Raw genomic sequence first — 22526 nt, 5'->3', positions numbered from 1 at the left:
CAGCATCCTTCACAGCGCAATGGCTGAAGGGACACCGGATATAGTATACTCCTAAATTTTAACAGAAACAATACTGAAATCCCTGTTGCCTGCTTCAGAATTCATTGATGCCGGCTTCAAAATATCAATGATTTTCCTGATTCAGCTTAACGTCTGGAAAAGCAAAGCAGTCTGAACACCATTTCCCGCTTCAGATGTAATCACCATCCGGGCCTTATGGATGTCCATAATCTGCCGTACCAGATGCAGTCCTATCCCATGCCGTAGATCCAGGCGTTCATCGGTGCTGCTAAGATAGTGGGGCCGCTTTCTCAGATCATTTAACTCCTGTTCCGACAGTCCGGTTCCGTCATCTTGGATCACCACCTTACAGTGTCTGTCTTCCGTTTCCAGCCGGATCGTTATCTGGCACCCCTGCGGGTTGTGGTTGATGCTGTTGGATACCAGATTCCGTACTGCTCGTTTTAGCAGGCGTTTGTCGCCCTGGACTTCTATGAGTACGGTGTCGGCGGGAAGTTCCGGACATAGCCTGTATTTTTCTTCCAGCCCTTCATTCAGATATTCCGCCGCCACCTCCCGGAGCAGGGATGCTATTTTAACCGGCTGCAGCATGACCGGCTGCATTTCATATTCCAGCTGGGATACCAGATTCAGGTCTTTGATGAGTTCGCGTATCCGAACACTCTGGGAACGGATAATCCGTGCTTTTTTCTTCTGATCCTCCGGAACGCGGATTTCGGTGCTGATCTGATCTGCATAGCCCATGATCATAGAAAGAGGCGTCCGGATGTCATGGGAGATTCCCTGAATCCAGTTGGCTCTGGCCTGGTTTTTATTCTTCAGGATTTCGGAGGTCCGGTTCAGGCGTTCGCCGATAGGCTTCAATTCTCCGGGAATCTTAACGCTGACCGGCTTTCCCCGGGACAGCTCATCCACCGCCTGAAGAATCGGATCTGTATGTTTCAGGATTCTGCGTTTGGAGATAAAGTAGGCCAGAAACAGCAGGATGAGATCCAGACCCAGGACGGTCATCAGGTAACCGGGTATGTCAGACAGACCTGCCATCGGAAGGTAATTGCTCAATATCTTCATATAACTGCCGACCGGATATCCGAGCATCAGCAGATTCTCTCCCGTATTCCACAGAAATACCGGATAATCCCTTAAATATCCATGCGAGATAGCAGCGATATCCTGCAGGGAATAACTCTGCGGAAGATCCGGCGGAAGATCCTGACTCCATATGGCATCTCCCTCTTCATTGAGCAGCATCGCCCAGACATCCAGGCTTTGTAACCGGGATGCTTCCTTTTTTTCCAAATACCAGCTTCCATCCTTTTCCTGCCGGAACCCGGCGGATGTTTGTTCCAGGACGATTCCGGGGGTACTCTCTTTTTGCCCTTCAAAGAGCACGCTGCGGAACAGAAACGCAAAGATCAGCAGATTCAGAATCAGAATGCCGGTGACCGCGGCCAGAAAAGCAAATAGGTGGCGCCCGATGTATTTTCCAAGATTCATAACCTTTCACCTGCCCTCCAAAATCATCTTATAGCCCAGCCCTTTTACCGTAATCAGGGATTCCGGCTTCGACGGATTCTCTTCGATCTTTTCCCGGATTCTGCGGATATGGGCCATCAGGGAATTCTCATACCCAAAGGGGTTATCTCCCCACACCGCCTCACAGAGCGCGTCGATGGTCACGATCCGGTTGGCATTGCGGATCAGCACCTCCAACAGCGCATACTCCTTCGCTGTCAATGGGATACGGGTTTGTTCCCGGACCACCTCGGCCCGCCCGAAGTCGACCAGGCAGGAATGCAGCCGCACAGCCGCCTGTTCTTCTTTATAGCATCTGCGCAATACCGCGCTTGTCCGCAGCAGCAGTTCTTTGGGCAGAAACGGTTTCACCAGATAGTCGTCCGCGCCCAGTCCCAGGCCGGAATATTTATCCTCCGCTTCGTCTTTGGCGGTCAGATAAATCACCGGGATATCCGTAAAGGCCCGGATGCTTTGCAGCAGGCCAAAGCCGTCCCCGTCCGGAAGCATGACATCCAGCACCGCCAGATCCGGCTTTTCTTCCCTGGCTATTCTGAAAGCCTCCCGGCAAGTTGCGGCGGTCAGCAGGTTCTGAAAACCAGCCTGGCGGAATATATCCTCCACCATCTGCAGCAGTTCGCTTTCGTCGTCTACCAGCAGAATCTTTTTACTTTTAATATAGTCATATTCCATATTTTCCTCCCTGCGCGCACTTGTTCTTACACGGCAGTATGCTCAATGTTTCTTTGAACAGCGCTGCCTTTTCTTATTATAGCATTTGATCTTAGTCATTCCCAGAACCGGGAACCATTTGTAAGGTAAATGTAAGGCAGCCGGAAGGTTTCTGTAAGGTCGGCAGGTTATAGTATATTTCAGCAGAAGAAAGGAGTTGTTTGATATGGATCACATGATAACCGCATCCCATTTGACCAAACAATACAAAAAATTTACAGCGGTTCAGGATGTATCTCTTCATATTCCCAGGGGAAGGATCTACGGATTTCTGGGTCCCAACGGAGCTGGTAAATCCACAACCATGAAAATGCTGCTGGGTCTAACCTCCCCGACTTCCGGTTCTTTTCAGATTAACGGCCTGCAGTTTCCAAAAGACCGTATGAGAATTCTGCAGATGACCGGTTCTTTTATCGAGGCTCCGGCTTTTTATCCTAACCTTACCGGTATGGAAAATATGGAAATCATCTGCCGGGCTCTAGGCCTCAGTAAACAAGCCGGCAGAGACGTACTGGACTTCGTAGGGCTTACGGAATTCCGGAACCGGGTGGCCAGAAAATACTCCCTCGGTATGAAACAGCGGCTGGGCTTGGCCTCTGCGTTAATCGGACATCCCCCTCTTCTGATTCTGGACGAACCGACCAACGGTCTGGACCCTGCCGGAATTCATGAGATCCGGGAGTTGATCCGCTCCCTTCCCGGTCTCTACCAGTGTACGGTTCTAATCTCCTCCCATATGCTTACGGAGATCGAGCTGATCGCGGACGATATCGGGATATTGAATCATGGCCGGCTTCTATATGAAGGGAGTCTGACAGAGCTCCGGCAGATGGCGGTTTCTTCCGGTTATCCCGCGGAAAACCTGGAAGAATTATTTCTGTCTATGATCGAGCAGGATAATACAGCCAGAAAGCTGAGGGCCCGGTTATGAGATATCTGACCTTAGAATTAAGAAAAAGCAGGCGTACCGGAGTTTATGTTATTCTTCCTCTCGTCGGTATCCTGGGCGCTCTCTATGCCTTCCTCAATTTTGCTTTGCGAAGAGACGCCCTGCTGGCGCTCCCTCTTCCTCCTATGACGATCCTGTTAACACAACTGTACGGAATGATCATGGTATTGAATCTGTTTGCAGTTACAGCCGCCGCTTGTCTGTCCTATCACCATGAATTCCTGGGAAATGGGCTAAAAAAGATGGCTGGGCTGCCGGTATCGCTCACCGGGATTTTTCTCACAAAATTCATTTTCCTGGCCGTTGGGCTGGCACTTTGTATCTTGATTGAAAACGCGGCTCTGGCGCTGATCGGAACGCATGTACTCCCGCCTGGCACCTTTAAGCTTGAAGTGCTGATCCGTTTTAGTGTCACGTCCTATCTCACCACACTTCCGCTTCTGGCGTTTATGCTGACAGTGAGCTCCCGGTTCGAAACCGTCTGGATGCCCCTGGGGATCGGTGTCGTAGGTTTTTTAAGCGGAATGACCATGGCCATGGCCAAATCGGCCCTGTTGACGCTGAATCCTTTCGTGCTCATCATGAGACCTGCGATGGGTACCGATCTCCTCCAGGATCCTTTGCTGATCACCACAGCTGCTGCGGAGACAATTATATTCTTCGGAGCTGGCTGGCTGCTAACCCGGTATCTTTCATATGAATAGGAGGAAATAAGGATGAGTCTGATTCAGATCTGTAAAATAGAATTTCTGAAAGTAAAAAGAGCGCGGATTTTTCCGCTGCTGTTTGTGGCTCCTGTGCTGGTCGTTATATCAGGAGTAGGCAGCTTAAGCCGGTATTTTACACCCGATTATACAAATCCCTGGCAGGCCATGTTCATTCAAAGCGCTCTGGTATTTGCTTACTATCTGCTGCCGTTCACCATGACGGTCGTTTGCGTAATGCTCACCGGCCGTGAGAAACAGAACAACGGCCTGCAGCGGATGCTGACCCTTCCGATCTCCCGCTATTAGCTGGCATTCGGCAAATATCTGGTTCTGTTATGCTTTTTCGTCTGTGAACTGGCTGTTTTCTTCCTGTTCTTCATCGCTGCCGGATTTGCTGCTGTCCGGCTGGGGAACCTGACACAGGCGGTTCCATTTGGTTATCTCCTCCACTGGGGGATCGGGCTGTTCCTTACGTTTCTTCCATGCCTTTCTGTCATTTGGACTTTTACAGTGCTGTTCGACAAGCCGTTATTTTCCATAGGTATGAATCTGCTGCTTACGATTCCTGCCATACTGGTCGCCGCAACCCCGGCCCGGTTCCTGTATCCATACTGTTACAGCGGTTATCTGGTCTCCTGCGCCTTACACTCGGCAGAAGCAGGCGGATTCCAACTGGCCTTCCCGCTGCTTGCCTTTCTGCCGTGGGCAATCATCATCGGTTCAGGCAGCCTTAGCCTCTCCCTAATCCGCTACGGAAAGTAACCTCCAAAAGAGCCAAAAGGGGACATGTCCATTTCAGTTTGGGACATGTCCATTCCAGACTGGACATGCCCCAAACCGGAATGGACATGTCCCAAATTGAAATGGACATGTCCCCTTTTGTTATTTTTGTTCTATGGCACGGATCATTGTGAATTTGATATAATCTGTGTTAAAATAGGTTTTGCTCAAAAATACCGGCGTATTGTTGTTATCATAGTAGATCGAATCCAAAATAAGCAGAGAATCGCATTGCAGCAGATCTTCCCCCATGGTATAGGCCATCACTTCATTGCCTCCTGCAGTTGTGATTTCTGTCGAGTCCCTCACGCAGCGGATACCGGCGTATTCCTGTATTAGCTCAAAGGGGAACGCCTCCAGGACCTCATCGCTTAGCGTGTCCCAGTCGTACAAAGTCTGGGGAAAATAGTTGATGCACAGCAGGCAGGGTTTCCCATCCGCATAATAGATTTTATTCAAGGCCAGAATCTGATCGTCTTCCTTAAGACCCAGATCTGAGCACTGAAGCGGGGATGCCTCCTGCACGATTCTGGACAGTACCTTCACACCAGGTTCAAATCCACTTTTCCGGATCAGCTGGTAGTAATCATGTCCGGTATAGAGATCCAGCTTCATCTGGTTCAGGTTGGGATTAATGAAGGTACCCTTGCCATGGATCCTCATGATCGTCCCCTTGCCTTCCAGATCCGTCAGCGCCCTGCGGATGGTGGTCCTGCTCACAGAGAGGATTCTGGCCAGTTCCACTTCGGACGGCAGCTTGGTCTGGCCTGCATTTAACATCTGTCCGATATATCTGCTTAAGGATTCTCTTGCGATATCGCTTAAAGTTTTCTTCGTTAATGGGGCTAAAGGTGACTGTCGCATAAGTATCTGATACCTCCGGCTTACTTCTTTTCTGGTATTCTACCACTTTTTTCGCGCCGCCACAAGTACGCCTTCCGCCATTCAAATCTTCGCCTGTATCCTTTCGCACGAACCCCGCAGGCACTCCGCCGTCAGCGTTTTCGCGCTTTGCACCATCTCCAACGGTGTTCCGGCAAATACCACCTCGCCGCCTTTGTTGCCGCCATCCGGGCCGATGTCAATAATCCAGTCTGCCTGTTTCATGATATCTAGGTTATGCTCGATCACCACCAAAGTATTTCCCCGCGATACAATCAGATCAAACAGCTTTAGCAGATTTTGAATATCAGACATGTGCAGGCCGGTGGTGGGCTCATCCATCACAATAATACCGCCCTTCTTCCCCAGTTTCTTCGCCAGCTTGATCCTCTGGCGTTCGCCGCCGGACAGGGTGCTGAGCGGCTGTCCCAACGTCAGATAGGACAGCCCCACCTGCTGCATCACCTTCAGTTGTTTCCTGATCTTGGATTCCTGGAATACCTCCAGCGCCTGTGAAGCGGTCAGCCCCAGCAGTTCGATGATATTTTTCCCTCTGCAGGTACAGGCAAGCGCCTCCTGATTATATCTCAGACCGCCGCAGGCTTCGCATTCTGTGACAATCGGGTCCATATAAGCGAGCTCAGTCACGATGACGCCTTTCCCGCCGCATACCGGACAAGCTCCTGACGAATTGAAGCTGAACAGGCTTTCCGCCTTGTCATTTTCCCGTGCCAGCAGCTTCCGAATCTCATCAAAAAAACCGAGATAAGAAGCCGGGGTGGATCGGCTGGTTGCTGTGATGGGTCCTTGATCCACCATTACAATGTCTTTTTCGTACTGCCCGGCAAAGACTTGCGCAATCAGGGTGCTCTTACCCGAACCGGCCACGCCGGTTACCACGGTCATGATTCCCAGCGGTATATCCACATCCACGTGCTTCAAATTATGCAGACAGGCATCCCTGACCGGCAGGCTGCCCCTGGGCCTGCGGGGCGTCTGATTCACCGGCAGAGACTGGACCATGGCTCTCCCCGTCAAGGTACCGGCCTTTAGCAAATCCGGATAGCTGCCCGCAAACACGATCTCCCCGCCATCTTGTCCTGCCTGCGGCCCCACGTCAATCACATAGTCCGCAATTGAAATCACGTCCCTGTCATGCTCCACCACCAGGACTGTATTACCCTTGTCCCGGAGCTGTCTAAGCAGGTTGTTCATGCGGTAGACATCCCTCGGATGCATCCCGGCACTGGGCTCGTCAAAAATATAGGTCATACCGGTCAGGCTGCTTCCCATATACCGGACCAGCTTCAGCCGCTGGGCCTCCCCGCCGGAGAGGGACGGCGTATCCCGGTTCAGATGCAGATACGGTAAGCCGATTTCGATCATCCTGTCCAGCCCGGCAATTATCGTCTGCACCAGCACTCCCACCGTTTGGTCTGTGATCTGCGACAGTACGTCACGAAGCCCCGTCAGTTCCATGCCACACAGATCCGCGATAGAATAGCCGCCTATTCTGCAGCTCAGAGCCGTTTCATTCAGCCTCTGTCCATGGCAGTCGGTACACTCCATCTCTGAAATTAAATTCTGTGACTTTTCCTGTGTATGCTTACTTTTACTGCTGATGTCCCGATTTAACAGCGTTTTCGTATATTTGTGAAACAGCCCGCTCACTTTCCGGTTCTCCGGTTCGCCCCTGCCGTCTCGTGATCCATATAGGAGGAGGTTATATTCCTCTCTGGAGTATTCCTTAACCGGTTTATCCAGGTCGAACAGACCGGACTGCGCATATTGCTTCCAATACCAGGAGCCGGGATGATATAAAGAATCCTTCACGCATCCCTCATTCCAGGACTTATCCGGATCCAAGATGGCCTCCACGTCAACTTTTGTGATTTTTCCGAGTCCGGAGCAACTCTTACACATTCCGTTTGGGTCATTAAAAGAGAAGAAGGACGCCGGTCCCACATAGGGCCGCCCGATTCTGGAATACAGCACCCGCAGGCTGGAATACAGCCCGCTGATAGTTCCCACCGTAGAACGGGCGTTCCCGCCCAGAGGGGACTGATCCACCACGACAGCCGGCGTAAGATTATCGATCCGCTCCACCGCCGGTTTTGGATATTTCGGCAGCCTCGACCGCACGAACGGCGGATAAGTCGCGTTCATCTGCCGCTGTGCTTCGGCGGCTATGGTATCAAAAACGATACTGGATTTCCCGGAACCAGACACACCGGTAAACACTGTAATCTTCTCTTTTGGTATGTTAAATGAGACATTCTTCAAATTGTTCTGTGTAAGCCCCTGCACATAAATATCTCTCATCCGTCTACCCCTCTCTTCCTCTTCCCAGCACACCGCACAAACATGGACATATCTTTCTTCTCCTTTACTTTTCATACAAGAAAACCTGCACGTACCATCATATCAAAGAATCCCCTCCCCTGCATGATACTTTTTGCGCAATATTTGCCTATCGGCCTCCCATCCCCCTATGGTATAATAGTACGGCAGAAATGGAACAACAAGCAAAGAGAGGTGCCGGTGTGCAGCAAATATCCCCATTAGAAAACGCAATCGAATATATCGAAAAGCATTTAAACGAAAATATCAGCCTAAGCGATGTAGCAAAGGAAACCGGCTACTCCTACTATCACATGACACGTCTTTTTTCTTCCATAATAGGAGAATCAGCCGGCCATTACATCAACCGGCGCAGGCTGTACAACGCATCAGAAAAGCTCGTTTATTCCAACCAGCGTATCATTGACATAGCTCTTGAATGTGGATTTGAATCCTCCGAAGCGTTCAGCAGAGCGTTCAAATCTGTATTTGGCAGCAGCCCGGCCGATTACCGAAGGGCAGGTCTTAATCTGGTAATAAAAGCCAAAACAGGACTCACACCCGAAGATGTTAGTCATATTGCGAATAACATTACTCATACACCGGATATCCTCATACTGCAAGAGACGAAGGTCGCTGGTCTACGGGGAACCACCTCTCTTTCCGACAACCGTATCCCCAAACTATGGGAACAGTACCAGCTTCTCCATAAAAAACTATCTGTTACAGCAGATGCTGGCTACATCATCTGCGAAACACAACAGACCGCTTACGCCAAAGACGGAGACGTAACATTTTCAGTCATGGCAGGCAGTCCGATAAATAACCATGACACCTTACCGCCGCCGCTGTCTGAAAAAACACTAAGCGCAGGTCGGTACGCCGTATTCACACACCGCGGCCCCTTAACAAACCTCTTCAAAACCTATCAATACATCTACGGTACATGGCTGCCAACCTCCAAAGAGAAGCTGGACAACCGGGATGATTTCGAAGTGTACAATCGAGAAATCTTATCCTATAACGCCCCAGACAATGAAGTCAGAATTCATATCCCAATAAAATAACCCCCAAAAAAATCGCCCTGCCAATAAGAGATTCTCCCGTCCCCACTCTCCATACAAAAAAGTAAAAAAGCCATCCCAGTAACAATTGACACACATTTCTACTCATGCTATACTCAAGGTATTATTATAATACCTATTTTAATACCTTTACTTTTTATGAGGAGGCGATGACATGTCTGGCTATGGAATTTTATTGGTAGTGTTAAGCATCATTGTAGGAGTTGCGATCGCACTGCTATCCACCAAGTACAGCAAAATGAAAATGAAAAAAGACGAGCACTTCTTCACTGCGGGCCGCAATGTATCCACCGCGCTTATGGTGGCCACCTTTGTCGCATATGCGGTCGGCACCGGGCTACTTTTCTCCCCTGCGGAAGCCGCCTACACCACCGGTTTTACCGCAATGATCGGCTACGCGTTAGCGATCTCACTGGCATACATAATCTTTATACCGGTCTCCAAGCGTATCCGGGAACGGATTCCGGAAGGCCATACCATCGGCGAGTATACCAAAGTCCGATATGGCAATTTCATGTATGTAGTAACCCTGGTCACCACTACGGTATACATGTTTATCCTGTTTGTATCGAACCTGACCGGTGCTGCCCTGGCTTTTAAATATGTGGGCGGCGTGCCCATGCTGCTCAGTGTGCTGGTAGTAGGCGTTCCAACCATTTACTTTGCCACCCGCGGCGGGGTCAGCGCGGCGATCTTCTCCAACGGCCTCCAGTCCATACTGATCACCCCGTTTCTGATCCTGCCTGCTATCTTCGCGCTGATTCATTTTGGCGGGGCCGCGCCGGTCTTTGACACCATCATGCAGAAGCAGCCGGAATTTCTCGAGATCTTCTCCCCCTCCGGCGTACAGTTTGCTATCATGATCATTATCGCTGTCTGTGCGGCGGAGCTGTTAAATCAGACCTTATGGCAGCGGATCTATTCCGCCAAAAGCCATAAAGTGATCCGCAATTCACTGTTAGCAGCCGCCATTATGGTATTTCCCATGACGATCATCGCAGCGTTCTTTGGACTGGCCGCGGTGGCGATGCAGATCGATGTTCCCCATACTTCAGTCGTAGGCGCGTTAGTCATCAACGCCAGCGTACCGCAGTGGGTGTGCACCCTGTTCGTGCTTGTCATTATGCTGGGTGCTTCCTCGACAGGGGGCGACGCCCTGAGCGGTTTCTCTTCCATTTTCTCTCTGGATATTGTAAAATCGATCCGACCAAACATGGATCCGAAAAAATCAGTGCTCACCGCCAGAATTGGTGCGATTATCCTGGGAATCCTGGGGATGGCAATTGCCTATTTTGCGCCGTCGATTCTCTTCCTGCTATTGATGGCAGACCTGCTGGCTTCTGCGGCGGTCGTGCCTGTAATCGTCGGCCTGTATTCTCCGCGGATCTCCGGCGGAATCGCAGCCGTCGCCACGATACTGGGCATCCTCGCGGGCCTGCCTATGTTCATCATGGGAAACAGCCTGGTCAGCTTCTTCTCCGCTCTGGCTGTCTCCTCCGTTACAGTCCTGATCGGTCATTTCGTGGGCAAAAAGAATTTTGATTATGAGCTTCTGAAAACCAAGATCACCAATATGAAGGAATAAGGAGGAAAACCTTATGCACTATTCCAGTATATTTTTCGACATTATGATCTATCTGTCACTCGTTTCCCTATTTGGCGTATTTCTATTTCAGATCTGGGCCTTTCTGAAAGACCTGAAAAACAAAGACATTTAAATCATTATTTAAAATCAGATGTCATCGGATATCAGCAGATAATAACGTCATCACAAATAAACGTCATCAGTAAAAATATAAATTCAGATCTAAAAGGAGGAAAACAAATGTCTAAAATGGATGCAAAACAAGCCCGCATTATGATCTGGGAAGAATTAAGAAAGGTCGCGCGTCCGGATTCGCGTTTCAGCTGGAATTTCGCTGAATTCATTACCGACTACGAGGGCAGCGACAAGTGTGCCGATCTGCTCTGTCAGCAGGATTTTTACAAAAATGCAAAAGTAATCTTCATCACTCCAGACAACAATCTGGAATGCTTCCGTGAGCGGGCGATCCGTGACAAAAAGATCATTCTCATGACCAACTACGGAATTACCAGGGGTGTCTTTTTGATCCGTCCCGAATGGATTCCCGAAGGAAAAGAGGACTTCGCATCTACCCTGGATGGCGTGCAAAGATACTGGAAGCACATGACCCTGAAAAAAATCAAAGAAGAAATCGGTAAGATAGATCTGATGGTTACCGGCGCTTCCGCTATCACTCCCAGCGGAATCCGATTCGGCAAAGGCCACGGCTACTTCGATCTGGAATGGGCCATGTTCTACACCATCGGAGTCGTCGACATCCATACCCCGGTCACGGTAGTGGGCCATGACTGCCAGGTAGTGGATGTAGACGTGGAGGTTCAGCCCTACGACACTGCCATCGACTACATCATCACCCCCACCCGTGTCATCAAAACCAGAAGCGAATTTCCGAAACCCACACGCGGCGTCATCTGGAGTATGCTGGCTCCCCACATGCTGGAACAGATCCCCCCGCTTCAGGAGATATGGTGCGATAATTTCTGTAAATAAGCGGCTGATTCCGCCGCCATTACAGTAGTCATTACATTTCATAGGAAAAAGGACCTGCAAATATCATTCCCGTACCCCCATTTCCCCCTGTATAATACAATGGGTCGTACAAAACCAGGTTCTTTTTTCTATTTATGTTATTTTTTCTATTTTTGTTATTACTCCATACTGCTTCATACCGCTTCCCTATTTAGCCCTGCCATCATCCCTGGCTACCGCAAATATATCTAAGGTTAATCTTCATTCTCCGTAAGGCTCCAACATGAAACAACACAATTCATGTAAAAAGCAACATATATTTGTGAAAAAGCTGTTGTATTTTATTGGAAATCCCTTTATAATAAAAAAAAGAAAGTTGAACCCGAAGAGTGTTCACCCATACCTAAAAAATTTCCAGGAGGAAATCATGGCTGAAAATACAAATTATGAAGGCCAGGCCATCGGAATCTTTGAACTGGACAATCAGTGTGCCTGTTATGTAGCACTGGATGCCGCTTCCAAGGCCGCCAATGTCAGAATTCAAAGCGTAGAGAGAAATCGTTTAAAATGGGGAGCCTGCGTGAAAATGAGGGGCAGTATATCGGATGTCAATGCCGCTATGGAAGCCGCTTTAAGAGCAGCGGAGCCCATTTCCAAGATCGTACACCATTCCATTATCGCCGCGCCTGCTGCAGATACGGAAATTTCCATGGCCATGACGATTAACAAATAAAGGAAGAGAAAGGGTATCGCGATGAAATACGGAGCATTTGGATTAGTAGAAGTTCTGGGCAATGCAAGCGCCGTCCGGGTGGTAGATCAGATGTTAAAAACATCGGATGTGGAATTCAGGACCTGGAATACACGCTGTGGCGGTCATACACTCATATTCATGAGCGGCGAAGTGGCTGCGGTAACCGCGGCGGTAGAAAGTGTACGGACCAATCCCCCCTGTGAGGTATTAAACACTGCCGTCATTTCCAATCCTTCCGCAGAAACGCAGCGTCTGGTGGCGGAAAACGAATCGAAACAGAAATTCCGGAAATAAAAGCTGTATAAAAATTTTATTAGCTGATGCGAAATTTAAACGAAATCAGATACGGTTACAAATACAGTTGCAAAATGATTGTTTTTGGCATTATCCTTAGTGGTAATGCCATTCTTTATACGCAAACCAAAAGCAAACCATAGAAGGAGAACGACGATACTATGAGAAAAAACTTTGGAGCGAAACCTTACACTTATCCAAAAGAGACCATACAGTTTGCCAATGCAACGATTTAATGCCGGCATTCTGTATGGCTCCTTTTTATTCTATAGGAAAAAGTATTTCTATAGCGGAGAATTCCTCAAATGAGACTATTTCGTAGTATAGCTTAAGCAGGCTATAATCACTGATTATACATCTCTACGGCTATATCCGGCTGCTCCAGCAGCCCCTGAGGTTCCAGTATATAGCCGTCCGACCAGTCATTGCCTTCGGTCATAAAACTAGCCGGTTCACAGTAGGGCGGATGCCGCTGTCTCTGATGAAGCGGCCCAAATGTATTCTTCCGGTTTACTATCACTTCCACTTCTGATAACCCATCCGTCTCTGCGGTGTACGGTGCCCATGGGATCAGAACCGCAGCATCCCCCACTGCTTTCAGGCAACTCCCTTTCCAATCATGAATCCAAATTCTTACCCGCTTCCCCGCCGGTATGGGGTCCGGCAGCAAATAAGACACTCCCCCTGAATAAAAAGGGAATCCCTGGCTGGTCAAATCACCGGCTGTGATTTTTTCGGGCATCTCATCCAGCACCGGTTTGTATCCTTCCGCCAGGTATACTCCAAAGTCTCCCAGCAGATAAACTGCTTCCAAACCACTTCCCTTATGATAATCATATTCCATTATCAAACTGTTCTGTCCGGTCTTTAGATCCCTTTTTGGCAGCAGAATCCTGGAAAAGCAGGGATCCGTCCATCCCCCGCTGCGGCTCCATTTCACCGGTTTTCCATTTAAACACAGCTGTCTGACATGATCAAGCTCTTCCAAAACCAGCTCCACATTATCTGGTAATTCCCTTGTCTCCCATTCATATAGCAATCTCACCCTGCCAAGGGGTTGATCCTTTTGCTTATGCCTGGCTTCAAACCACGGCTGGAGCATATTGGGCCCTCTCACCGGAATTCCGAAATAAGTTCTAAGCTTCTGATCGGCCCGCAATACATCCTCAGGTCCTGTCCGATATACCGCTTTGCCATTTTCAATCACTTCCGCCTGAACCCGGTCTAACACACAGATATTTTGTTCCGACAAACGATAATCGTATTGGTCAGGCATCGGGACCCGCATGAAATCCGTATTTTTCCGGGGTGCTGTTTTTGAAGTGATATGGTTTTCCTCCGCTTGTGTGATCAGCATTAACTTCATCTCACATGGCGCAAAATCTGCCGTTATACTCTCTATCTGTCCGTCCCTTTGAACCTCAACAATTTCTGTATGTCCATCGGCTGCATCCCAGTATTCAACCATGGTAACCATATTGCTCTTACATTCCATCGCGTTCCACTGGATTCTGACGTTCTTAAAGCTCTGCTCTTTGCTGGTATTCAAGACCACTACCGCCCTTTCCCAGGAATTCTGGGCACGGGAATTATCGGAACTCTGGAAATTCTGCCGGGATATCCGGGTAGTCTGCGCACTCCGGGGACTCTTAAAACTTCGAACCAGAATCTCACTTACATCCATATCCTCCGCACGTACCTTTACTTCGCCGCCGTCAGCGCCGGCGGCAGCGATCTGCTCCATATCCCAGGGAACCCATTCACTATGAGCAGCCAGCTGCGCGCAACGTCCGCTTTTTCCTACATCCACATAGTCCGGCACATGCCCTGCGAAGATCACCTGCCCGCCGTTTCGCTGAAAGTCCTCCAGCAAAAAAAGCGTAGAGGATCGGATCGTATCCATTCCCGCGACCAGAATCTTCCGATACCGGCACGCTCCCACGATCAGCTCCTGCTGTTCCACACGTCCGTGAGCCGCCAATAATCCCTCGTCCCCATAATCGAACTCGATCCCATGGCTGACCAGGCCATAGAATAATTCCTGGAATTCCATCTCCAGTCTGTTGATATCAGGATCGGCGGCCGCCATCCCGTCAAATGCTCCCGCATAAATTCTGGCCCAAACACTCTCGATGGGATATACTACCAGAAGGCTGCATTCCGGTTCCCATTCATCCAGGAACACATGAATCCGCGAAAAATAGTCCTCCACCGCCCGGTATTCCCGGTACCAGGATGCCTGAAAGAAAATACTGGCCGGATAATCCCGTTTAGCCTCACCCTTCATCGTATACCAGCACAGATGAGGGCAGCGGAAATTAATACCAAAAAAGGCCTGCCAGTTCCCCATAGCCTTATATCCCTCCAGACTGACATTCCAGCCGCTACATCCGTATAATTCGGACAGCACCTGCGGCTTACCCATCTGTCTGGCGGCGGAAGCCGCCTGCTTTACGATCCACCAGCAGCGGTTATCCTCAAAAAGTACATCTACCCCGGGTATATCCATATATTCATAGAATCTCATAAGGGAGCCCTGCATCATGCTCTGGGCCGTCAGCGAGTCCTCATGGAGCACATGGCCGGTAAACAGCAGCTGATGATCCCCGCACCATTTCCGTATAGGTTCTGCGTAATTCTCCAGAAAAAGCTGCTGGCACAGCTCCATATAATCCCATTTTACCTTTGACAGCTTCTGCCCTTCTTTTAACAAAAACAATTCCGGCAGGAATTCTAACAGGGAATAACCAAAGCGTGTTTTAAACTCTGTAAAGAGTGCAGGTGTATAAGGCAGTGCGTGTTTGCTGCCCCCGGAGAATTCGGAAAATACGGCTCCGCGATGGGGTTCGTCGGTAAAGATTCCCTGTATCCCGCGCCCGATCCTGCCGCCGCAGCGCCCTGCATATGCCTCATGGGTCAACTGTATAAAATGTTCGACCGCCTCCCTGTTCATCGTATCCAGATATGTATATCCGTTATATACCTCACTGCACTGTGCCGGTATGACAGAAAACGTAAGAACTGTTTCCCCGGCCCTGGGAAGCTCCCCTTCCTTCAGTCTCCTGGCCTTCTGATAACAGCAGCCGTTGACCATGCATGCGAATACAGCGATCGGATTCTCCTTCCAGATCTTTGTTGTAAACTGTTCCGCCCCGATGGATGTCATTTTCAAAAAAGAGGCGCGGTAAGCTTCCTCAATCGTGGCCAGACCGCCGGCTGTTCCCGATGGCCATCGGTCCTCGTCATAGAGCCAGGCCTGCATGCCCTTCCCTTCCCCGTAATCCGCGCATTCATTTGTCAGGGCGAACCATTCCTCACCCAGATATTCCGTTTCCAATCCCACTCTGGAATGCATGAAAAAGCCGCCGAATCCCATTTCCTCCAGAATATCGATCTGCCGGAACAGTTCCTCCCGTTGAAGTTTCCCGTTCCAGGCCCAGAAAGGTTTCCCCCGGTAAGAAACTCCGGGATTTTGGAATTCTTCCCTCTTTCCCTCACGCTTGTGACTATCCTCACAGACAGACATGTGGGAACATCTTTTTAGTTCAGAATTCATCTCATATCTCCTCTGGAATTAATTCAATGCGGTGACGGCCGCTGGAAAGCCTGATTGTCTTATGTACATCCGCCATTTCCGCATCCTGCATATCTTGCATGTCGCTGTCCGGTATTATTCTATTTCCATCCACTATGATCTCAGCAATCTGAAACCCTGGTTCCGGAATCTTTAAGTTCACACAAGTATTCCAGGGCACTTCCGCCTGAATGACCACCCGGTCATCCATCCGTTCCCACCGGCAGGCCAGAGTTCCATTCATAAATGTATGGGAGGCCTCTGCAAAGGAAAGTTCCCTGATCACCGCAGGCTCCAATTCGTATTCCTGCTTCCGGGGATCATCACCCGGGCGGATGCCCCCCAGCCCTTTCAGGAACCAGGTGCTGAACGCGCCCAGCATCGGATGGCTGTGTGAATTCATATGGCCGCCCGTCATGTTTTCCCATCGCTCCCATATGGTAGTGGCGCCTTCCTCCAGCATAAATCCGATACTGGGATAGGTTTTCTGTATCGTTAACTGATATGCCACCTCATCCAGCTTCTCCTGGTTTAACAGATCATAGAGATACTTGGTCATCTGATTTCCCGTCGACACATGATAACCGCGTTTAACGATCAGATCATCCAGCAGATGACGCAGCACCTTTTCTCTGCAGCAGGCCGGCGTTATCCCCAGAAGCAGAGGAAACAGGTTGGCTCCCTGGGAATTTTTGTCATAATATCCCTCTTCCTCGTGCAGAAACGCCCGGTTCACCGCCTCTTTCACTGATTCCGCCTGCCCGTAACAATAATTCCCATACTCAGAATCGCCAAGTACTTGAGAGGCCTTTCGCATAATTTCACAATCGTAATACAGGTACGACGTGGTCACCAGCTGCGGCGCGATATTCTTCGGCACGGCGTTCTCTCCCCAGCCCAACTGCGCTTCGGTCATAGGAGGCGCCCACTCGCCCATATATTTTTCGTCCAACAGGCCGTCGGCTCTGCGCTGGCTTAGTTTGAACTCCAGATATCTTTTCATACCGGGATAATGTCTGCGAAGGATCTGCTCATCCCCGTAGAACAGATAGAGATACCAGGGCAAAAGCAGATACACGCTGGATACATGGGACGCAGGACTGTCCCCAAAATAATATGGTATCGTATCCGGTATGCATCCATTTTCCTTCTGGGCATCCGCGATATCCCAAAGCCATTTCTCATAAAACAGGATCGTATCAAAATTATAGAGGCCCTCCTCAAAACGTACGGTCATATCGTTCAGCCAGCCCAGCCTCTCATTTCGCTGAGGACAATCTGTGGGGATACTGTGCATATTATTTTCTTCTGTTCGGATCACCGCGTCATAGATCCGGTTGAGCATATCATCTGAGCAGCAGAACGCGCCGTTTCTCCTGACATCCGAACAGACTTTTACCGCCTGGACCGAATCCATCCGGACTTCACGGTCCATCTCGATCTGCAGGTATCGGAATCCATGATAGGTAAAATGCGGATGATAAGTTTCCAGCCCGCTGCTTCCTATGACATAGGTATCTGCCGCCAGAGCCCCACGCAGATTTTTCTGATTCACTGTACCGTCCGGCTTAAGAGTCTCCGCAAACCGCAGCACTACTTTCTGTCCGGGCTTTCCCTTGACCTTAATTTCCGCCCAGCCGGACAGGTTGACACCGAAGTCGGCGACCATATGATAATGGTCAGGATCGTCCAGGAGCCGGATATACTCAGGTTCCAGCCGTCCTATTTCCCGGATGGGAGGCATCAGCTGGCAGCAGAGGCGACCTCCCGGAGGCGGAACCGGAACCGCGAAGCTCCATTCGCCGTCCTTTTCCTGATAACCGCGCTCAATCCATCCATTCTTTCTGAGTCCGGCGTCATAAAATTCTCCATTATAGATATTGTTCTGTCGGATCGGCCCGTCACTGACCCGGAAATCCTGTCCGTTCGATGCCAGCACGCATCGTCCGTCGATCCACAGATCACACAACAGCTTCGGTGTACCGAGCCAGTCCGGCAGCCGGCCGATCAGATCTTTAAAGCTCTCATGGGCATTACCAAGCCACCCTTCCCCCAGCACCACCGCCAGCACATTTTCTCCTGGTACCAGCAAAGCGGAGATATCAACTGCGCGATAGAGTACCGTCTTCCGGTAATCCGTCCAGCCGGGGTCCAGCATGCTGTCTGTAATTTTTGACCCATTTATGTATGCTTCAAAGTATCCTATTCCACTGATATAAAGCCTGCCCTGCCCAAATGGCTCCCTGACCTGGAAACTGCTCCTGAACATAGGAGCCCTCCCATTCACCGGCGCCGGCTCTCCGATCCAGATTCCCTTCCAGTCCTCTTTCGTGAGCTGCCCCATCTCGAACCGGCTGGTTCCGGTTATCTCATATTCGGTTTTGTCCGCTTGCTCCAGTCCTACGGTTACTTCCCATATATACTGTCCGCGGCTCTTTAATGGCTCCCCGTTATATTCGATCGCGGCACATCGTCCGGACATGTGTTCTTTACTGTCCCAGACCTCCTCTTTCTTAGCTCCTGATATCAGGAAAACCCGGATCCGGTAAGATGTCTGACAGGTGTTCCGCAGCTCCCCCTCTATCCTCCAGGAAAATCTGGGGCTCGGGTTCATGATCCCCACAGGCGTTTCCAAGTATTCACAGGTCATCATAAGCCTGCTGTTTAAATTCTGCATTTGCCTTTCTTGTCTCCTTTCTGTCTTCATGCGGGTTTTGTTATTTGTCTATCCCTTGACCGCCCCTACCATCATTCCCTGCACATAGTACTTCAGGCAGCTGGAAGTGGCCACCAGCAGCGGTATCGTCCCGATCAGGAACGCCGCCGCGATCAGACCCATGTCCGTCGCCCCTTTCCCCGCCGCGTTATTAAATACGATCTGACAGAATGTCTTCATCTCATCTCCGCCGGTTATGGCAACCGTGGGCCAGATATAATCGTTGTACATGGCGACTACCGCCGTGATTCCCACGGTAATCAGAATCGGCTTCGAAAGCGGAACCGCGATTTTCACAAAGGCATAGGTCTCACTGGCACCGTCGATTCTGGCTGCCTCGAACATATCACCCGGCAGGCTTCGGTAAAAAGCCTCCGCCAGGATAATTCCAAATATCTGCTGCCCGGACACATATGGGATAATCAGTGCCCAGAAAGTATTTAACAGGTGCATCCCATTTACAATGTTATAGCTGGGGATGATTAAAAGTGTATAGGGGATCATCATAACAGCCAGCACCAGGGTATATAAAAGTTTTCTTCCTTTGAATTCCATGCGGCCAAACGTATAGCCCGACAGCGCCACCACGATCAGAATCAGGATCAGGGAAATCAGGCATACAAACATGGAATTGAAGATCGGCCGTATCACAAAGTGAAATGCTTTCTGAAAATTAATCCAGTATATCTTCTCCGGTAACCCCAGAAAATCATTTACGATCATAACATTCGGTTTCAGTGACATATTGATCATCATGAGAACCGGGAAAAAAGTAGCGGCCAGCAGAAGAATCAGTAACAATCTGCTTAAAAGATATCCAACGCCTATTTTTCTGTGACTGCGCATATTATTCCTCCTCTCCCAGCAGTTTTCTGGATGCCAGGGTCAGAAGGATGATCACGATAAATAAAACCACCCCCAGAGCCGACGCGTATCCAAACTTCCCATCCCCGAAAGCGATCTTATACATCTGCAGGGCCGGTATCATGGTAGAATATCCGGGCCCTCCTCCCGTCGTGGCGGCAATCAGTCCGAATCCGGACAGGCTGCCGATCAGGGACAGGGTGACCACCACTTTGATATAAGATTTCATATTGGGAAAATGTATATAGCGCACGACTTCCATCGAAGTAGCTCCGTCCACGATAGCCGCCTCATATAATTCATCTCCGATCGCATTCAGCCCCGTATGCATAATCAGAAAATACATACTGGAAATAAACGGAAATCCGATCAGAATGATACAGATCAAAGCCGTAGATTTTTCGTTCAGCCAGTTATGTGTCAGTCCGCCCATTCCGAGCGCCCGTAATATAGAATTGAAGCCAAAATTCGGATTATATAAATATTTCCATATCAGAATCGTCACGATCTGTGGAATCAGCATAGGGATGACAAAAGCGGTTTTGATAAAGCCGGCCACTTTCTTATGTTTGATAAAGAACAGGATTTCCGATGCGAAAAGCGGGAAAAAGACACTGTTCAATACGGCCATCACCGTTATAATCGCCTGATTTTTAAAGGAAGTCAAAAACATTTCATCTTTGAATGCCGCGATATAATTCGTAAATCCCACCATCGTAGAAGACACTCCGAAGGTGGAGTCCGTAAATGACGTATATACCGCGTTTCCGATGGCATAATAAGAAAACACTGCCATCAAAATCAAGGTAGGCGTCAGAAACAGGTACGGCAGCAATTTTGCAAGTATTGATTTTTTCACAACCATCCTCCTCGTCTTTTTAACTCAGGGGTGCCGCGGCTCAGAGCCGGCACCCCTGATTCCTTAAATGGTTATTCTTTCGGCGTATCATCGGTAGCGGGATTAAGGTCATAGCCGCCCGCTGTCTTCGCATCCTGGTTATAATTCGAATAGATGGGATCAAGCTCTTTTAACAGACCATCCACATCCAGCTCCTTATTGGTATAGCGGATAACAGCATCATTGAATTTTGGTATGTCAGCCTGATTGGACCGCTCCAGCCCGGTAATTGAATTCCACTCTTTTGAAGGAGCTACCGGCTCGAATCCTGCCAGAATTCCTTCCAGTTCTTCACTTAATGTTACTCCTTTGATGACACAGGGACCCTGCACGTAATTACCGTTGGTCAGCGTCTCCTCATAGCAGAGCTGTGCACCCTCCGGCGAATACCAGAATTTGTAGAAATCCTTCACTCTGGCCATATGGTCGCTGTCCTCTTTATCGATGATACTCATGATATTTCCAAAATCCCAGTAGCTTCTCAGATCTTTCTGGAAACCTTCCGGCGGATTCTCAAAGGAATTGATCTGGAATGTTGCCCAGTCAAATGCCATGTCTCCTGACAGCTGGTTGATATCACTTAAGATCAGTCCCGCATTAAAACTGGCCTGATATAGCATCGGGGAAATCTGGGATTCAAAGTCGGCGATACACTGGGTACTCTCCGCTGCGATCCAGTTTTTCGGGAAATACTGGCCCAGCTTCTGGAACTCGGTCCACATTGCCTTATTTTCCGGCGTGTCCGCTCCATTTTCAATTCCGTATTTCAGCATCCTCTCAGGGCTTAACACACAGAACTGATCACAGTTCGGCCGGGCTTCGTCGAATTTGAAACCTTTATTGGAAGCCATCGTATTTTCATCCCAGAGCGCGTCTTCCGGCTGAATCAAAAACTCCTCTTCTTTTGCGCGGTAGATAGCGTCAGCCAATGTATTCCCCAGCCGGAAGCTCTCATATCCGGCCGACAGCGGTACGTCGTATCCGGCGTCTTTTAACTTTTGGCATACTTCCACTACTTCCTCATAAGTTTCCGGTACCTGGATGTTATTTGCTTCAAAGATGTCTTTGTTGTAGAAAAAAGCAAATCCGATCTTATCAAACGGCAGATAAGGCCGGTATTTGCCGCCGCTGTTGCTTAATACCCGGGTGAGGTCATCCTCCTCAAACACATCCCTGACCTTGGCATTCCCATTATAGGGATTTTCTTCATCCAGCATTTCGGTCATATCATACAGATACCCTTTGTCCACGGCCAGATCCATGCTATTGTTCGTCAGAGCCATACCCACAAAATTACCGTGCACGATATCCGGGGCGTTCTCCTTCTTGTCATCACTCAAAGAGGTTACCATCTTCGTCAGATAGGCGTCGTTATCGGAAATCACATCCACAACCACCTTTGTCTCCGGATGAAGCTTCATGTATTCTTCCGCCAGCTTTTTTTCTCCGGCTGTATAGAAGTTATTTATGACGGATAATATGATCGTATCTTCTTTGCCGGTATCCCAGGCTGCTTCTGTTCCGTCTGCCGGAGCCGGTGCCGCCGCTGAAGCTGCGGCATCCGGCTGCGCAGCCTGTCCGCCTGCATTCTGTTTGCTGTCCGTATCAGAATTACCGCATCCGCTTAATATCATTGAGAAAGTCATTACAGTTGTCAATAACAGGGAAATTGCTTGATTTCTCCTTTTCATGATTGTTCTCCTTTTCTATGAATCCATGATTTATGTCTCCAAGTATTCGTGAAAACGTTTTAATAAATTTGAAAATCAGTTTAAAAATTCCTTTAAAAATGACGTAAAAATGAGGTTAAAAATGAATCTGTTTTTGTATTCTTGTTTTATCCATTTTCATATGATATAAT

Annotated in this window: 18 protein-coding genes; 9 read left to right on the top strand and 9 right to left on the bottom strand. The window is 49.2% G+C overall.

Features of this window, described 5'->3' with window-relative positions; translation table 11 throughout:
- Positions 1-141 precede the first annotated feature (141 nt).
- Positions 142-1518, bottom strand: coding sequence for a sensor histidine kinase (locus ABC831_RS21395; protein ID WP_343250106.1), 1377 nt, complete (start codon positions 1516-1518; stop codon positions 142-144).
- A gap of 6 nt (positions 1519-1524) precedes the next feature.
- Positions 1525-2229 (bottom strand): response regulator transcription factor, encoded by a 705-nt coding sequence (locus ABC831_RS21390; RefSeq protein WP_343250105.1) that lies wholly within the window; start codon positions 2227-2229, stop codon positions 1525-1527.
- A 205-nt stretch (positions 2230-2434) separates the two neighbouring features.
- Between ABC831_RS21390 and ABC831_RS21385 the strand changes: the two genes are divergently transcribed.
- From ABC831_RS21385 to ABC831_RS21370, 4 genes are all read left to right on the top strand, one after another.
- On the top strand, positions 2435-3199 hold the full coding sequence (locus ABC831_RS21385; RefSeq protein ID WP_343250104.1) for an ABC transporter ATP-binding protein: 765 nt from the start codon (positions 2435-2437) through the stop codon (positions 3197-3199).
- Positions 3196-3921 carry an ABC transporter permease gene (locus tag ABC831_RS21380; protein WP_343250103.1) on the top strand — a complete coding sequence of 242 codons (726 nt, stop codon included), beginning with the start codon at positions 3196-3198 and terminating at the stop codon, positions 3919-3921. The genes ABC831_RS21385 and ABC831_RS21380 overlap by 4 nt, the downstream gene beginning before the upstream one ends.
- A 12-nt stretch (positions 3922-3933) precedes the next feature.
- Positions 3934-4230, top strand: coding sequence for an ABC transporter permease (locus ABC831_RS21375; RefSeq protein ID WP_343250102.1), 297 nt, complete (start codon positions 3934-3936; stop codon positions 4228-4230).
- A 204-nt stretch (positions 4231-4434) separates the two neighbouring features.
- Complete coding sequence (locus ABC831_RS21370; RefSeq protein WP_343250101.1) at positions 4435-4686, top strand: hypothetical protein; 252 nt, start codon at positions 4435-4437, stop codon at positions 4684-4686.
- 120 nt (positions 4687-4806) lie between these two features.
- Here ABC831_RS21370 and ABC831_RS21365 read toward each other — a convergent pair whose 3' ends face one another.
- Positions 4807-5568 carry a GntR family transcriptional regulator gene (locus tag ABC831_RS21365; protein ID WP_343250100.1) on the bottom strand — a complete coding sequence of 254 codons (762 nt, stop codon included), beginning with the start codon at positions 5566-5568 and terminating at the stop codon, positions 4807-4809.
- An 81-nt stretch (positions 5569-5649) separates the two neighbouring features.
- Positions 5650-7908: an ATP-binding cassette domain-containing protein gene (locus tag ABC831_RS21360; protein ID WP_343250099.1), complete on the bottom strand. Its 2259-nt coding sequence runs from the start codon at positions 7906-7908 to the stop codon at positions 5650-5652.
- A 191-nt stretch (positions 7909-8099) separates the two neighbouring features.
- On the opposite strand from ABC831_RS21360, the gene ABC831_RS21355 reads away from it, so the two are divergent.
- From ABC831_RS21355 to ABC831_RS21335, 5 genes are all read left to right on the top strand, one after another.
- Positions 8100-8993, top strand: coding sequence for an AraC family transcriptional regulator (locus tag ABC831_RS21355; protein WP_343250098.1), 894 nt, complete (start codon positions 8100-8102; stop codon positions 8991-8993).
- Between the two features lie 172 nt (positions 8994-9165).
- Positions 9166-10596 (top strand): sodium:solute symporter family transporter, encoded by a 1431-nt coding sequence (locus tag ABC831_RS21350; protein WP_343250097.1) that lies wholly within the window; start codon positions 9166-9168, stop codon positions 10594-10596.
- 240 nt (positions 10597-10836) lie between these two features.
- On the top strand, positions 10837-11586 hold the full coding sequence (locus ABC831_RS21345; protein ID WP_343250096.1) for a 5-formyltetrahydrofolate cyclo-ligase: 750 nt from the start codon (positions 10837-10839) through the stop codon (positions 11584-11586).
- Positions 11587-11992: 406 nt separating this feature from the next.
- Complete coding sequence (locus tag ABC831_RS21340; protein ID WP_343250095.1) at positions 11993-12298, top strand: BMC domain-containing protein; 306 nt, start codon at positions 11993-11995, stop codon at positions 12296-12298.
- Positions 12299-12319: 21 nt separating this feature from the next.
- Positions 12320-12613, top strand: a complete 294-nt coding sequence (locus ABC831_RS21335; RefSeq protein ID WP_343250094.1) for a BMC domain-containing protein — start codon at positions 12320-12322, stop codon at positions 12611-12613.
- A 343-nt stretch (positions 12614-12956) separates the two neighbouring features.
- Here ABC831_RS21335 and ABC831_RS21330 read toward each other — a convergent pair whose 3' ends face one another.
- The 5 genes from ABC831_RS21330 to ABC831_RS21310 form a co-directional block, all read right to left on the bottom strand.
- Positions 12957-16169: a hypothetical protein gene (locus ABC831_RS21330; protein ID WP_343250093.1), complete on the bottom strand. Its 3213-nt coding sequence runs from the start codon at positions 16167-16169 to the stop codon at positions 12957-12959.
- Position 16170: 1 nt separating this feature from the next.
- Positions 16171-18864 carry a family 78 glycoside hydrolase catalytic domain gene (locus ABC831_RS21325; RefSeq protein ID WP_343250092.1) on the bottom strand — a complete coding sequence of 898 codons (2694 nt, stop codon included), beginning with the start codon at positions 18862-18864 and terminating at the stop codon, positions 16171-16173.
- 48 nt (positions 18865-18912) lie between these two features.
- Positions 18913-19749 (bottom strand): carbohydrate ABC transporter permease, encoded by an 837-nt coding sequence (locus tag ABC831_RS21320; protein ID WP_343250091.1) that lies wholly within the window; start codon positions 19747-19749, stop codon positions 18913-18915.
- A gap of 1 nt (position 19750) precedes the next feature.
- Positions 19751-20626 carry a carbohydrate ABC transporter permease gene (locus tag ABC831_RS21315; RefSeq protein WP_343250090.1) on the bottom strand — a complete coding sequence of 292 codons (876 nt, stop codon included), beginning with the start codon at positions 20624-20626 and terminating at the stop codon, positions 19751-19753.
- A gap of 71 nt (positions 20627-20697) precedes the next feature.
- Positions 20698-22356, bottom strand: coding sequence for an ABC transporter substrate-binding protein (locus tag ABC831_RS21310; protein ID WP_343250089.1), 1659 nt, complete (start codon positions 22354-22356; stop codon positions 20698-20700).
- Positions 22357-22526: the final 170 nt, after the last annotated feature.

Origin of the sequence: Diplocloster hominis, from assembly GCF_032380655.1 — a bacterium.
Classification (GTDB): domain Bacteria; phylum Bacillota; class Clostridia; order Lachnospirales; family Lachnospiraceae; genus Diplocloster; species Diplocloster hominis.
Note: the sequence above shows the minus strand (reverse complement) of the source record. Positions and strands in the feature narration are given on the sequence as shown.

Bases quoted from the DNA above. Each gene is read 5' to 3' on its own strand.
- ABC831_RS21320 (WP_343250091.1), bottom strand. From the start codon at position 19,749: ATGCGCAGTCACAGAAAAATAGGCGTTGGATATCTTTTAAGCAGATTG.
- ABC831_RS21360 (WP_343250099.1), bottom strand. From the start codon at position 7,908: ATGAGAGATATTTATGTGCAGGGGCTTACACAGAACAATTTGAAGAAT.
- ABC831_RS21340 (WP_343250095.1), top strand. From the start codon at position 11,993: ATGGCTGAAAATACAAATTATGAAGGCCAGGCCATCGGAATCTTTGAA.
- ABC831_RS21325 (WP_343250092.1), bottom strand. From the start codon at position 18,864: ATGCAGAATTTAAACAGCAGGCTTATGATGACCTGTGAATACTTGGAA.
- ABC831_RS21335 (WP_343250094.1), top strand. From the start codon at position 12,320: ATGAAATACGGAGCATTTGGATTAGTAGAAGTTCTGGGCAATGCAAGC.
- ABC831_RS21330 (WP_343250093.1), bottom strand. From the start codon at position 16,169: ATGAATTCTGAACTAAAAAGATGTTCCCACATGTCTGTCTGTGAGGAT.
- ABC831_RS21350 (WP_343250097.1), top strand. From the start codon at position 9,166: ATGTCTGGCTATGGAATTTTATTGGTAGTGTTAAGCATCATTGTAGGA.
- ABC831_RS21355 (WP_343250098.1), top strand. From the start codon at position 8,100: ATGGAACAACAAGCAAAGAGAGGTGCCGGTGTGCAGCAAATATCCCCA.
- ABC831_RS21380 (WP_343250103.1), top strand. From the start codon at position 3,196: ATGAGATATCTGACCTTAGAATTAAGAAAAAGCAGGCGTACCGGAGTT.
- ABC831_RS21390 (WP_343250105.1), bottom strand. From the start codon at position 2,229: ATGGAATATGACTATATTAAAAGTAAAAAGATTCTGCTGGTAGACGAC.
- ABC831_RS21365 (WP_343250100.1), bottom strand. From the start codon at position 5,568: ATGCGACAGTCACCTTTAGCCCCATTAACGAAGAAAACTTTAAGCGAT.
- ABC831_RS21385 (WP_343250104.1), top strand. From the start codon at position 2,435: ATGGATCACATGATAACCGCATCCCATTTGACCAAACAATACAAAAAA.
- ABC831_RS21375 (WP_343250102.1), top strand. From the start codon at position 3,934: ATGAGTCTGATTCAGATCTGTAAAATAGAATTTCTGAAAGTAAAAAGA.
- ABC831_RS21310 (WP_343250089.1), bottom strand. From the start codon at position 22,356: ATGAAAAGGAGAAATCAAGCAATTTCCCTGTTATTGACAACTGTAATG.
- ABC831_RS21395 (WP_343250106.1), bottom strand. From the start codon at position 1,518: ATGAATCTTGGAAAATACATCGGGCGCCACCTATTTGCTTTTCTGGCC.
- ABC831_RS21345 (WP_343250096.1), top strand. From the start codon at position 10,837: ATGTCTAAAATGGATGCAAAACAAGCCCGCATTATGATCTGGGAAGAA.